Source organism: Clostridium gallinarum, from assembly GCF_014836325.1.
Taxonomy (GTDB): domain Bacteria; phylum Bacillota; class Clostridia; order Clostridiales; family Clostridiaceae; genus Clostridium; species Clostridium gallinarum.
Genome location: NZ_JACSQZ010000032.1, coordinates 1 through 14562 on the forward strand (window position 1 = coordinate 1; position 14562 = coordinate 14562).

The 14562-nt window shown below is 28.4% G+C and carries 15 protein-coding genes; 1 reads left to right on the forward strand and 14 read right to left on the reverse strand.

The genetic code is table 11. The annotated features are described in order from the left end of the window. The first annotated feature begins 269 nt into the window (after nucleotides 1–269). The gene (locus H9660_RS09625) at nucleotides 270–503 is read left to right on the forward strand and encodes a hypothetical protein (RefSeq protein WP_191750169.1); all 234 of its coding nucleotides are present in this window, start codon (nucleotides 270–272) and stop codon (nucleotides 501–503) included. A gap of 129 nt (nucleotides 504–632) precedes the next feature. Here H9660_RS09625 and H9660_RS09630 read toward each other — a convergent pair whose 3' ends face one another. From H9660_RS09630 to H9660_RS09685, 14 genes are all read right to left on the reverse strand, one after another. Next, a complete protein-coding gene (locus tag H9660_RS09630) occupies nucleotides 633–1181 on the reverse strand; it encodes a nitroreductase family protein (protein ID WP_191750170.1) in 549 nt (182 codons plus the stop codon). A 386-nt stretch (nucleotides 1182–1567) separates the two neighbouring features. Next, nucleotides 1568–2419 carry a DegV family protein gene (locus H9660_RS09635; protein ID WP_191750171.1) on the reverse strand — a complete coding sequence of 284 codons (852 nt, stop codon included), beginning with the start codon at nucleotides 2417–2419 and terminating at the stop codon, nucleotides 1568–1570. Nucleotides 2420–2862: 443 nt separating this feature from the next. Then, complete coding sequence (locus H9660_RS09640) at nucleotides 2863–3342, reverse strand: flavodoxin family protein (RefSeq protein WP_191750172.1); 480 nt, start codon at nucleotides 3340–3342, stop codon at nucleotides 2863–2865. A gap of 29 nt (nucleotides 3343–3371) precedes the next feature. Then, entirely contained in the window at nucleotides 3372–4364 is a 993-nt protein-coding gene (locus tag H9660_RS09645; RefSeq protein ID WP_191750173.1) for an AraC family transcriptional regulator, read from the reverse strand. Between the two features lie 23 nt (nucleotides 4365–4387). Next, nucleotides 4388–5173, reverse strand: a complete 786-nt coding sequence (locus H9660_RS09650; protein WP_243190638.1) for an SDR family NAD(P)-dependent oxidoreductase — start codon at nucleotides 5171–5173, stop codon at nucleotides 4388–4390. A gap of 429 nt (nucleotides 5174–5602) precedes the next feature. Continuing rightward, nucleotides 5603–6382 (reverse strand): ImmA/IrrE family metallo-endopeptidase, encoded by a 780-nt coding sequence (locus H9660_RS09655; RefSeq protein ID WP_207729457.1) that lies wholly within the window; start codon nucleotides 6380–6382, stop codon nucleotides 5603–5605. Between the two features lie 13 nt (nucleotides 6383–6395). Then, nucleotides 6396–6833: a helix-turn-helix domain-containing protein gene (locus H9660_RS09660; protein WP_191750175.1), complete on the reverse strand. Its 438-nt coding sequence runs from the start codon at nucleotides 6831–6833 to the stop codon at nucleotides 6396–6398. Beyond that, entirely contained in the window at nucleotides 6830–7189 is a 360-nt protein-coding gene (locus tag H9660_RS09665; RefSeq protein ID WP_191750176.1) for a DUF4258 domain-containing protein, read from the reverse strand. Before H9660_RS09665 ends, H9660_RS09660 begins: the two co-directional genes overlap by 4 nt. A 232-nt stretch (nucleotides 7190–7421) precedes the next feature. Next, the gene (locus H9660_RS09670) at nucleotides 7422–9038 is read right to left on the reverse strand and encodes a hypothetical protein (RefSeq protein WP_243190639.1); all 1617 of its coding nucleotides are present in this window, start codon (nucleotides 9036–9038) and stop codon (nucleotides 7422–7424) included. A 100-nt stretch (nucleotides 9039–9138) separates the two neighbouring features. Next, the gene (locus H9660_RS16495; protein WP_279289587.1) at nucleotides 9139–9267 is read right to left on the reverse strand and encodes a hypothetical protein; all 129 of its coding nucleotides are present in this window, start codon (nucleotides 9265–9267) and stop codon (nucleotides 9139–9141) included. A 91-nt stretch (nucleotides 9268–9358) separates the two neighbouring features. Then, entirely contained in the window at nucleotides 9359–9484 is a 126-nt protein-coding gene (locus H9660_RS16500) for a hypothetical protein (protein WP_279289588.1), read from the reverse strand. Between the two features lie 201 nt (nucleotides 9485–9685). After that, nucleotides 9686–10396 carry a hypothetical protein gene (locus H9660_RS09675; protein WP_191750177.1) on the reverse strand — a complete coding sequence of 237 codons (711 nt, stop codon included), beginning with the start codon at nucleotides 10394–10396 and terminating at the stop codon, nucleotides 9686–9688. Continuing rightward, nucleotides 10389–11858 (reverse strand): BREX-3 system phosphatase PglZ, encoded by a 1470-nt coding sequence (pglZ, locus tag H9660_RS09680; protein ID WP_191750178.1) that lies wholly within the window; start codon nucleotides 11856–11858, stop codon nucleotides 10389–10391. Before pglZ ends, H9660_RS09675 begins: the two co-directional genes overlap by 8 nt. 2 nt (nucleotides 11859–11860) lie before the next feature. Further along, nucleotides 11861–14524 carry a DEAD/DEAH box helicase gene (locus tag H9660_RS09685; RefSeq protein ID WP_191750179.1) on the reverse strand — a complete coding sequence of 888 codons (2664 nt, stop codon included), beginning with the start codon at nucleotides 14522–14524 and terminating at the stop codon, nucleotides 11861–11863. Between the last annotated feature and the right edge of the window lie 38 nt (nucleotides 14525–14562).

Here is a 14562-nt window from a genome sequence, read left to right on the forward strand (position 1 = left end):
AGTTAATATTGTATATAATTAATTATATATAATTTAAAATATATTTAAAGAAATTTTTACCATTTAGTATATTATTTATTCTTGACACTACTCCTATTTTCATATTTATATATCTGATTATTATCTTATAACACAAATTTATATTCATATATTTACTAAATAATACAATATATGATATCATTATTATAAGAAATCAATAATAATCATATATTTTTTAAATAGGCTTATTATCTAATTAAAATATTAATATATTTAAGGGAGAGGATAAAATGAGTTTGTACGATTCAGCTTTAATGGAAAGCTATAGAAATGCTGAAAAAAGAGTTAAAATTTATGATGAAGTAATCAAGGATCATAAGAAACTGTTAAAGCAATATGATAAGGATTCAAAGGAATATAAAGAACTAAGAGAACTTATTGATTTTATTAAAGGCCTTGATGACTATAAAAAGGTTAATAGAGAAGTTATCTTATGCATGCTTGGTATGATGAAGTTTAACTAAACATAAATTATGACCACCCTTAAAAGGGTGGTTTTCTATATAAAAATTAACAGAGTCAATTATGAAAATGCTTCCCATCCAGCTTCATTTGGATTCCATCTCGTTGATGCTATATTTATTATTTGATTTTTATTTATCTACAAAACGCATTATTTCTTCAACATTTTTTCTTTTACTTGTCGCTACATGCTCTCCATCTTCATATCCGTAAACTATAAGAGCTGCTACTGTTTCCTCTTCTGGTAAATTCACTATTTTAGCTATAGATTTTTCATCTATAACACCCATTATACATGTTCCAACACCTTTTGCATGTGCTGCTAAACAGAATGTTTGACAAGCTATCCCTGCATCAAACACTTCCCATGTATTACCTTTCGAAGTTATATATTCCTTATCATATGTTCCACTTTTTCCTTTTACAAAGCTTAGTACAGCTACTCCCTTTGCATTTTTTAAAGTATCTATATTATATATAAACCCATTAACACCTTCATTTGCTAATTCCTTTATCATTTCTTCATTATCAACTAAAGTGTATCTTGCTATTTGATAGTTAACCCATGATGGAGCCCATCTTGCTATATCAACTATCTCTTTCATAAGTTCTCTATCTACTTTTTCATTTTTAAACTTTCTCACACTTCTTCTTTCTTTTATCATAGATATTGCATCCATTTTAAACACCTCTTAATTTTCTTTATATTTTATTATTAATATGGTTACTATTTATATTGTGTTATAATAACATATTTTTTATTGCTCTGTTTAAATTTATAAATATATATTAGCATAAAGTAAATAAAAAATATTAATTCTTTTGTATTTAACCCAATTCTTAAATTTAGTAAAAAAGTGTTAAAGTATCATATCCAGGTTCCATCGCAAGCTCCAAGTCACCTTGCTATTATATTTTAACACTTAAAAACTAAAAGTTTGAAATTATAAAAATGTTATTCATAGTGTAACATTTTATAATTTCTAAAGAATAACAAAAAAGCTCTCCAAAAAATTAGAGAACTCTTTATAAAATCTTTTTAGATACAAATCTTATACTTAGTTGATTATGCTCTTGTATAATACGCAATTCCTATACTTCCTGGCCCTACATGAAGTCCTATAACTGGACCTATAGATTGTATACTTACTTTCCTAGATAATTTTTCTTCTAAGACTTTAGCTAACTTTAAACCGTCTTCTTCACAATTTATATGATGAACAATAATGTCACCTAATCCATTAGCTTTTATATCAGCTAATGCTTCATTAACTATTTCATCTATAACTTTCTTTCTAGTTCTAACCTTCTTAAATACAGAAGTTTCACCATCTACAACTGTAAGTATAGGTCTTATTTGAAGTATATTTCCGAATAAAGCTGCCGCTCCCCCTATTCTTCCACCTTTTTTTAAGTAATCTAAAGTTTCTGGCGCAAATAAAAATCTACTATTATTAAATACATGCTCTGCTATAGATATTATCTCATTAATACCTTTTCCTTCTGCTGAAGCTTTTGCTGCTTCTATAACAGCAAATCCCATTTGCATACAATTAGTTTTAGAATCAAGTATGTGTATATCAGCATCTTTATATTCTTCTAATATCATTTCTTTTATCATATTGGCAGTAGAATATGCTCCACTCATTTTTGATGATAAGAATATACCTACTATAGAATCTCCTGCTTCAACTATTTCCTTAAAAATATCTATCATTTCCTGTGGAATAGGTTGAGATGATTTAGGAATTTCATTTGATTCATTCATTTCTTTATAGAAATATTTATTATCTATATCAACTTCTCTTTTACTTACTCCATTTAAAATAACATTTAAAGAAACTACTTTAATATCATATTTTTCTATATATTCACTTGGAATATACGATGTGCTATCTGTTACTATTTTAATACCCATATTCTATACTCCTTCTTACATACTTATATCTATATTATAGACTAAATAATTATTTTTAAAATAGATAAAACGTACAGTTGCCTATACAGTTCTATTTTGCTGGAACATAAACTTTAAAATCCCCCTAAAAGAGCTCAGAATTAATAATAGAAAAATATAAATTGTTAAATCCAAATAATGTAAGATATGCTGATGAAATAATAAAAGCTAAAGAGAATTTTTATAATAAATTTATTTCTATCACGGAAAATATAATTAACTCCTATAATGAAAGAAAGGTATCTAATTTACGCCTTCATATATGATTAAGCTAAATACATACTAGAAACATTATTATATAAGTCATATTGCACTCTCCTATTCCTTCTCTATATGTATTTATAAATATCATATATCTCATAAATTTCATATAAACAACATAATAAAAGTTATTATTTGCCTTTTTACTTTGATATATTATTAGCCCATTCTATAATTTTTTTCAAATTTTCTTCTTTTCTATATTTTAACGGTTCTAAAAAATCATTTTCTCCAATAATTATATTTCCCTTTAAACATTCTTTCATTTTCTCTATTGTTTTTCCTTTCTGTCCTCCATGGCAACAAAAAATAGCAACTTTTTTCCCTGATAATTTATATTCATTAAAAAAAGTATTTATCGGTGGCGAAAATGTATAAGACCAAACTGGAGTACCTATTACAATCATATCATAATCAGACGGATTTATATTATTTCTTAACAATTTAGGTTTTGGATGTGTAATAAGTTGACGTACCCCCCAGGAGATTTTCATTATCCCAGTTATATTTATATTTTCTTCCGGTATGAGTTCCATAATATCTGCTTCTATTATTTTTGATATTATTTCTGCAACAAATTTTGTACTTCCATCATGTGAATAATATACTAAAAGCTTTTTCATATCTTCATCCTACTTTCTTAAAATACACATTAAAATTTTCTCTGCAAAGATTTTTTATATTCAGTAATAGTCATACCAGTCCAAATTTGAAATGCTCTTAAGAATGAATTCAAATCTTTATATCCTAATAAAAATGCAATATCATCACTTACCATGTCTGTATTTTTTATATAGTTCTTTGCTAACAATTCACGTGTATGATTTAATTGATTTTGAAATGTTGTTTTTTCTTCTGTTAATTTCCGTTGAAGTGTACGCTTACTCATTCCAAGTTTTAATGCTACATCTTCAATACTACTACATCCTATAGGCAATAACTCTATTAATGAACTCCTTACTCTTGCTCCAAAAGAATCTTCTACTTCTAACTCTGACAATCTTCGCTTAAGCTCCGGCTCAAAATAATCCCACATTACTTCATTCTCACTAACAAATGGTTTAAGCGAGTCATTAAGTGATAAAGTCAAAGCACTTTTATTCCCTTTCTGAAGCTTACAACCAAAATATTTTTCTAACGCTTTATCATTAATTGAATTCTGCAATGTTATTTTCAAGGGAATTATATTCTCTTTAGTTGCTATCCTAATTAAATTAATCAAAAAAACAAACTCTGAAACCTCTAAAAATAAAGGTATTTTATTATATTTTTCTTCTGTTGTTAATTCTACTGTAAAGTTCTTTTCTTCTTTTCTTATAATAAAAATCATAGGCCCAATAAGCTTCTTATACTGTGCTAAACGCTCTATGCAAATCTGAGCATTTTTGCTACAAAAAGCAGCAAAAATAGGCGGAGAAAAAGTTTCAATACCTTCTGCAGTTGCAATTTTTATTAGTTTACTTTCATCAGGAATTATTTCACCAATGCTTTCCATAAAACGAAAGTATTCATCTTGTGTTAATCTTATATTCTTTCTACTAAATAAATCCTCTGGCAACCCTGATTTTATTAATATTTCACGTAAAGGCAACCCTACTGATAAAAGAAGTGAACTATACCTACCATCAATAATAAAACGCTTCATAAAAGATACTCCATTCTATTTTATTATTTTTCCTTCTGCATTTCATAAATTTGTTTCATCATTATTTTTTTAGGTGTAAATGGAGCCAATGCTAAAAACATTCTTTGAAGTAGTGATACTCCTGAAATTACATTTAATTCTCCTTTTAACATACCCTCATAACCATCTTTTGCAACATCAACTGGACTAACAGTCTTTGCAAATAATGGAGTATTACTCATATCTGATGCTTTAGCAAAACCTGTATCCATGGCACCTGGCATTAATGTAGTAATAGTTACACCAGTGCCTTTAATTTCTTGCCACACAGCATTACTAAATGAAGTAACATATGCCTTTGTAGCATAATAAACTGCTTGTAATGGACCTGGCATAATTGCAGCTGTAGAAGAAACATTTAATATTCTACCATCCCCCCTCTTAACAAAGTCAGGTAAAAATAACTTAGTTAATTTTGTAAGCGTAATAACATTTACTTCAATCATTTGAATATCTTGCTCCATAGAACGTATATGAAACTCACCTCTACCACCAAATCCAGCATTATTGATTAAATAATCTATTTTTATATTTGCATTTTTAACCTCATCATAAATCTCTTGTGCTGAATTTCTTAACGATAAATCTTTTACAATCACCATTACTTTTATTCTGTATTTATTTTCAAGTTCTCTTTTTAATTCATTTAGTTTATCCTTACTTCTTGCAACAACTACTAAGTCTCCACCTCTTTCTGCATGTAACTTTGCAAATTCCTTTCCAATCCCACTTGATGCTCCTGTAATTAATGCAGTTTTATTTTTCATCATAATTTCCTCCCTAAATTTAAGTTTCACTTTATGACTTCATTATACAAACTATAAAACATTTTTTAACATCATTTTACGCCAATAATTATTCAATCTGTGCCAACCAAAAAATAAGCATTATTATTTTAAGCAACTTCAATATCTTCTATGCTTTTATTTAATCTTAAGTTCACTTTGTAAAATAAAAAAAATAATTATCAATAAAAATTTATTGCATTAAAATAACCCACGAAAATCTATATTGATTTTCGTGGGTTTCATGGTGGAGGCGAGCCTTACCGTTTCAAATGTACAATATATATTAAGAATTATAGACATCTATAGACCAATATCTATGCAAATCATGGCTGGGTTATATCCCAGCCATTTAATATTAATTTTAACATCAATAGTTAATATAATATATATTGATGAAACCTTTAATTATATCTAAAAATCCCATTCTAAATCTGAAATATCATCCTCATCTGCTACCCTTAATAAAGTAAACACTCTACCAAGATTGCTTTGAAACATTGATTCTTCAACAATCTTATCAGATACACAATCATTTTCAAACCAAATACTACTATCAATAACATCTTTAACTTCTGCACTAGTATTATAGCTAGTTAATAATTTATGTGCTGAAGATTTCGTAATACGTCCATCCTTTATCTCTTTATTAAAGCTCTTTGATTTCATTTGAATATATTTATTTCCATTAGGATAATAAATCAATGCTACTGACTGACTATCAGAATACTCCAATATCCTTCTTGCCATCACAACAAGTGATACATCATACTTTTCTGCTAATTCCTTTATTAGTGCTAATGTTACCTTCTTATCCTTTATATCTCCTAGTAAGCTACTTTGAGGAACTAATAACTCAGATGCAAAATTATTTGCTTCACATTCTATAGTATTTTCTGATTTAAAATCTACTATTTTATCACATTGTTGTAAATTTTCATGCCATGGAATGATATAATGACCTATCTCATGAGCAATCGTAAATCTTTCTCTTAACCTATACATATTTCTAGAATTGTCTATTATTATATTTCTCTTTCCTGGTGATACTATTAATAGTGCTTCCATTGATCCTAATGGTTCATAGTTAACCTTTATATCTAATTTTTCGCATATCTTACTTAAATCTATAGGTGGAGTTAAATTAAATGATGAAATAATATCCTGAGCATATTGCTCAGGATAATTATACATATACTGACTCATTTTATTTGTATTTTTCAATAGCTTCTGCAACTTTAGAATCTATTTCACCTTTTTTATTTCTTGCTGCTATATCATATGAACCATTAATATATGCATCTATATCTTTTCTATTAAATCTCCACTCTCTACCAAACTTTACCGCCTTTATTCTTCCATCTTTTATCATATTATATATAGTTTGATTGCTTACTCTTAAGAGATCTGCTACCTCTGTCAAATTTAAGACATCCGGCTTAATCTCTGCTTCTGCATCTTCTAAACTTCTACTTAGCTTTTGAAGCATACTTGAATCTTTACTATCTAAAACCATTTCTCCACACTCTGGACATACATATGCACTTACACCATTTACAGTTAGTTTATAATCACCCCATCCAGTATTAATTGAAGTGATTTTTTCTTCCATATCGTGATCACAAATATAACATTTCATACTCATGATTTATGCATCTCCCTTCTCTTTAAAACATTATCTACACATTCCCATACTTCATCCTTAGTTCTACAAACTGTAACTATAACAGGCTTTTCTCTATCTGCAACTACAGTATAAACTTCTGGCTTTTCTTTACTTCCTTCTTGAAATAGGATTTTGAAGTCATTTATATTTTTTCCTATCTGTGCTTCAATATTTACTCCATTAGTTATACATTCAATAACCTTTTCTTCAGGTATCTTTCTTTCTGCCATTCGCTCATGTGCATGCGTACTTACAATATAATTACCTTCCGAAACCATCTGCCTTATATTCTTTTCTGCCATTTCACTTCTAAGCTTTGCTAACTCATCTATCATAAATTATTACCTCTTATATATATAATATACACCTCAAATTGCTTTTGTTCAATAAAATACTATAAATTATTATAAAATACTATAAATTATATATAATATTATTATAATCTACATTACTTGTCCACTATAATTAGTTTCATAAATCCATATATTAAAATATAATATGTTAACTCCATATTTATTATATGAAAACTAACTATTCCAATAATATTTCATCAAACCTAAAACATTATTATTGCAAACAAATCTCATCCGACAACTCTTCTAATACTTCACGTAATCCATTATACATTTCATTTTTGGAAGGAATCCTCACTAACTTTCTAGTCTTTACTTCATCTTCAACTAACGGCTCTAATATATTCTTTGCAAATACTGCTCTGTTATAACTAGCAAACATATCTTTAAGTAACTTTCCTGTTAACTTATCTTTTAATTTATCAATAGTATTTTCTGCTTCCTTTTTATTCAGTAGATAATCTTCAGCTAATTCTGTAAATACTGTTTCTACTATCTTTACCATTTTATTAGCATCATCTTCAATAAATTCATTCAATACTACCCCAGACACCTTTCCTGCTGCCGCTCCACCTGCAAAAGAACCAAGTATGCCACCTACAAACCCACCAATAGCAGTGCCAACTATAGGTATTGCTGAACCAATTGCCGCTCCTGCAGTAGCACCTCCTACCCAGCCAGCTGTTCCACCTGCAACTGTAGATGCTGTATTAGCAATATTTTTAAATAATTGACTTCCTGAAATTCTTCCTCTAAAAATATTAGCAACATCAAAACTAGACAACACAACTACTGAAACTGCTCCAGTTACTGCATTTCCTCTCAACATCTTAGCTGCACTTTTCATTGCAGCTGCACCATATATATTTCCCCCGCTTCTAAAGGCATTTACTAACATAGCAGAAGCCTTTGGCCCCATTAAAGTTACAATTGCTTCTGAAGATCCTACCAATGCACTATTTAATCCTGCTCTTGATAGTTGACTTGATAGTATTGCAGTTACAAAGGTTGTTCCTCCAACTTTCAATCCTGCATAAGTAGCTTTTTTTATGGCAACATTAAAATCTTCTCCACTCCAAATAGCCGTTGCAAATGTTATTGTGGCACTAATCCCCATTGCTCCTGTTGCTATAATAGCTCCATTAACAGCATCAAAAGTTATTGATTCTACAGTGCCAAATCTAGCTATATTTTTTGCCTGTTCATATGTGAAGTTGCCTTTTCTAACTATTTCTTTAGCTTTTGAAGGATCATCTATTCCTGGAACCTGTCCATTTTTTATTCTATTTTCCATTGCTTTAACTGAAGCTTCATACTTATCTGATGGTACTTCTATTTGCATTGGTGTCCCATCAGCATTTAAATATCTCAACTGCCCATTTTCAAAGCATTCCGAAATGCACTTTGATCCACTAGCACAATATTTAGTTTGTATATTAACACCATCAACTACCCTATCAGCACCATTTTTGATAATACGACCTGTCTTTGGATCAATCTCTTCACCTGTTAAATTTACCTTTCCTTTTCCTAAAAAATCACCTTTACTCACCTTATCATATAAGTGATTAGCATTTTCTGCAGCAAAACCATGCCCTCTTGGTGTATTGAATTTATCCATTCCATATACTGTGCTTGAATTGCTAACATTTCCATATACTATCCCTGACGATACTGATGATGCTTCAATTTCACCATTCTGTATTTTGCATTGTATTTCTTTGAATGTTTTTTCAATATCATTACCATTTCTCTCTAAATACTTTTTACATATCCCTTTACTTAACCCTGTATTTTTAATTATTAATTCTAATTTTTCTTCATTACTCACTTCTCAATCCACCATCCCAATTAACTCTCAATCTTTTATAATCATTTTTATACATATATTGTAGCTTCTTAATTACCATAACTCATATTACTTTTCCATACTAAAAGTTAACTATATCATTATGCATAGTAGTTGTATGTCCATAATAATTATGTCCTATCTCATGTCCTACTAAAAATATATTGGCTACTTCTATAAGCTCCATAGATGATTTTACATATAAGTCCACAAACTCCTCATTACAATCAACTCAGTATATCAGCCATATTATTCATATCTAAACATATGTCTCTACCTAACTCAACCAAATACGAATTATCTTAATATCTTGGATATGCTCTTGCCATTACATCTTTTTTCACTATTCCAACTACAACAAAAGTATTTTCTAAAAGCTCCTTTAACTCATTATTATTTGTATTATTAATAATACCTTTGAAATTCATATCAATTGATATCTCATTACTATAATCTAAATTATCATTATTGACTATTTCAATAACTTCTTCTAGCTCTTTTAAATTTATTATATCTTTATCCTCATTTTTCCTAATAGCTTCAATTGTATATTATCTACTTCTTTCATACCATAAAAAACTTCTTTTGCTATATTCATAATACCCACTGTTTATAATTCTCATCTATAATTACCCTCTAATACTTATAACAATTTCTCCACCAAATTTATCAAAACTAAACATCCCACTCATTTGAAGATTTTCTAAGTTTACATCATACTTAAATGGATAAAACTCATAAGAGTTCTCTAATTCTTCTATTCTCATATACAGTTTTTCCTTTAACGTTAGTAATGTAGCTACTATTAAAGTAACCGCTCTTTCATCTTCTATATCAAACTTCTCCACTTTATATAAACCTGTTTTAATAGTGCCTAACGTTCCTATATCCTTAAGTGTTTTTATATTCTTATCTATAGAATGATACAATGTTGATCTCTCTCCCCAAACATCAAACATTCTTGTTTTCACTTGAGCAGTTGTAATATCAAACTGTTTATCTGCCATCTTACCTATTGCTGTTACTATATCACCAAAAACAGGATAAGCTAATAACATCATACACCAATGTGCAACTAACTTATTTAACGCCTTATTAGTATTAACTAAATCTAATGCTAGTTTTTTTATAGCAAAGTCCTTCTCTTCTGTTCTTACCCAGATATTCATTAATATCTCTCTAGTTTTTCTAAGATTAGTTGGGCTATTTATTGTGAATCCTAAATATTCATTTAATGATTCCTTTATCTCTTCTTCGCTTTTACCTGCTAAAACTAAATTAGCAGTTTCATTAAGCCAATCTAAATTTATGTTTCTTGACATACCGATTACTTTACTCATTTTTTACTCCTTTGATTGTTATAAATGGAACTATAACTTCTTCTATAGATATTCCCCCATGAGATACTATCTGTTCTCCTTTTGCTGCAAAGGCTGCTCTATCTTCACAGATTAAATATTTATTATCTTTAGGTAGATAGTATCCTGGATACTCTATAACATTGAACTCATCTTTAACTCTCTCTTCACTAGCAAAATCCTTATAAATAACAACTCTCTGCGACTTAGTTTCTACCTCAACACCTGCACCTTTTACTTTCCCCATCCCCTCAGCTTCTACGTTACCATGATCTGATGTTAAATAAATAGTGAATTCTTCTTTAAATAGTTTTTTAATTAACTTTTGTAACTTTTGAGTTTTAGCTAAATGATAAATATCTCTATACATACCACTATATCCTTGTAATTGATTATGAACCAAATCATCAATATCATTAATTATAATAGCTAAACATTTATCATTTACACTTAACTCAATATCATAGCCTCTATTATATTTAATTTGATCTTGTTTATACCCATATTCCATACATTTTTCTATAAATAAGTTTTTCTCTTTAGCAAGACTAAATGGATTATCTAATTCTATTGGTAATTTTCCCGAAAGTAAGCTCTGCCTTGATATTGATGTTAATGTAGGAATCAATGCAAAAGAATAGTTTAAATCAAACTCTATATCATTAAACTCTCCTGATATTATATTCCAATCTGCAACTGACATTCCATCCATAACTATTAAAGCAAATTTCTCTTGTTTCATTAATATAAAATCCATAACTTTACTAAGTAATATTGGTGATTTATTAGTACTTCTACCAGATAAACCTTTATACTTATCTAATATAAAATCTTTGAACTCCTCATTAATAACCTTATCAAAGCCATTAGTATTATACTTTTCACTACTCATTAATTCTAAACATCTCATAGTAGCTTTTTTTGAGCTTACTTTAAACCAATCATTATAACTCATATCTTCTTGCATAGTATATCTTATTTTTTCCTGCAATTCAGCCACATATTCTTTAATATTACTTTTACTATACATTGTTTTATTAATAAACTCTTTAGTATCTCTTTCACTTATTAAAGGCTCATACAAGTTATTATATGCAATAGATAATAAATCAAGATCTAGTCCTGATGTACTCTTTAAAACAAAGCTATTTAATTTTGGAAATAATATCTCATATGATAAATCAATTACATTAAAATACATTAGTATATCATAAGGTATATACATTTCTTTTGAAACAAGTACTATATAATTATCATTAGAGCCTTTAATCTTTGTTTCATATATATACCTAAATTTTTCTACATCGTTATATTCATATAATATACCTCTGTACTTAACCTTAAAATTATTACAATACTTAGTTATAAGACCATCATAATCTTTAATCAAAACTCTTTTTAAATACTCTATGCTTATTTGTTTTTCTATTAATCTATCAAACATAATTACCTCACTAAGTAAGAAATAAATATTGGCTTCAATACAGGACATACATTCTTATTAAGCTTATATTTATCAGTAATTTCCTGTTTTTCCTTTGATAAAGCTTTTAATCTTGCCATCCTTATATTTTTTATTCCTATCTTACTTGCAGCTTCAATTCTTAAATTAATTGCATATAAATATTTATTATGTTGTTCATTTAATTTATTTTCATAATCATCTTTTAATTCTATAAATATACTGTATGCAACTTCTTTAACTATATTATTTATATCATCTAGCACTACATCACTAATATTTGTATTATTAACAACTTTAAAGTTTGTTGATGGTTTTATTAAAACATCCCATATTTTCTTTCCAGCTAAAGTTCTAAAAGCCCCATCCTTATTGATAAAAATAGGTATTATCCTTCTGCAATTTTTATCATCATTTATAGATAGCTCCCATAGCATGAAATATCCTTCTTCATTAGGTATATCTCTAATCTCTATATTAGGTATTTTATCAAAACTACTAACTTCAATTTCTTTATTTAAATGTCTAACAATCTCCTCATCATTTATACTTAAATTTTGTATTGGTAATGTTATATCATCCTTCCATGCACAATATGATTCTAGCATCTTTCTTAAAGCTGATTCTAAATCAAATCCTAAATTATTAAATATGTCTTTTGATAAATCCTTCTCTTCTTTAATAAGCTCCTTGTATCTATTCGCTAGTTCAATTTGTCCTTTTATTTCACTTTCTATAGACTTAACATTACTTTCAATATTCTTAGGTGTTCTAATTGACTTGATATACACATCTGTAAAATCTAACTCAGCCACTTCATTATCAAGTACATCTGACATTTTATCTATGCCTGTTTCTGAAAGTATTACTGCAAGCTTGTCCTCTAATACGTTTCTAACTCTATTTTCAATTGTATTCTTTATTATAAAATTAAATATTAAAACATCTTTATTTTGACCTATTCTATCAGCTCTACCTATTCTTTGTTCAATCTTCATAGGATTCCATGGCAAATCATAGTTAATAACAACATTTGAAAACTGAAGATTTAACCCCTCTCCTCCAGCATCCGTTGAAATAAGTATATTTGATGAAGTCTTAAATTCCTTTAAAACATCATTTCTCTCATCTATATTCATGCTGCCATTTAATATAGATACCTTATAATTATTCTTTTCTAAATACTCTTTTAGGAATTTTTGTGTAGAAACAAACTCTGTAAATATAATTACTTTTCTATCTCTTTGCTCGGCATATAGTGTATCTAGAATTTCTATTAATACCTCTATTTTTGCATCTAAATACTCAAATTCAGCCTGTTTAGCTACCCTTAATATTTCCTTTAGTTCTAGTAATTCTTGTTTTAAATTTAATGATAGCACTTCTATGGCTTGCTCTAAATTCTCTTCTAAGTCTATTTCAACTAAATCTTGCATTGATAAAGAATGTATTTTAGATTGTTGGTTCTCTAAAATATCTATTCTTTTTTCTATGCTCTCCTTTATTGCCGCTGTACTACTTGTTACTAATCTCTGCATTAACACCATTAAAAACCCAATATAGTATTTCTTTTCTTTCATAGCTTTATTGTAACCATTTCTTACATAGTTAGTAACTAGCTCATAAAGTTTTTCTTGCATGCTATGTCTTTGATCCCAAGATATCTCAACTACCTTAGTAACTCTATTCTTAAACAGCTTATTACCATCATTATCTATTGCTTCCCTTTTCTCTGTTCTAATAACAAAAGGCGCAACTTGCTCCTTAACAATAGCCTTTGTATTTGGGAACGCTTTTTCATCAAGTAATCTTACTAGTCTTAAAAATTGTTCCGTTTTTCCTGAATGCGGAGTTGCTGTTAATAATAATAAATATGGACTAGAATTGCCTAATAAGTTTCCCAACTTATATCTTGAAACTTCACTTGAACTACCTGCTACTCTATGTGCTTCATCTATAATCACTAAGTCCCATCCACTATTTATGATTGAATAGATTCTATCCTCATTATACTTATCTATCTTTTCTTGATTCCATCCAGCTCTTTTTTCTAATGGTTTAATTGAGTCCATTGGACTTATTACTTGATCAAATTGACCATATACGTCATCACTATCTGTAATCTTTTTTATTGTATCAAAATCTGATGGTAGTATTACATGAAACTTCTCATCAAATTTTTCTTTCATTTCAGCTCCCCACTGAGTTACAAGCCCTGTAGGACATACTACTAATATTCTCTTAACTAAGCCTCTTGCTTTTAATTCCTTTATTATTAATCCTGCTTCTATAGTTTTTCCAAGACCAACTTCGTCAGCTAATATGTATCTAATATTATTATTTGAAACAGCTCTATTCAATACATGTAATTGGTGTGGTAATGGAATAATACCATTACTTAAATTTGATAATAAACCTTGTGACGTCTCACTTTTTATTTTAGCTAACATTGTAATGTAACTTACATAATACTCATCATATTCATGTTTATCTACCTTCTCAATGTGTTCTTCTGATATTTGGTAAATATCATTAGTTGCAGAGTTAAATACTTTATAGGAAATAAATCCCCATAAATTCACAACTTCAATTATTTGTACCTTTTCTTTTTTAATAGAGTCATAAGCCCATTCCCCTATATTATACATTCTCAAACTCCTATCATATAAATTTTATATAATAATGC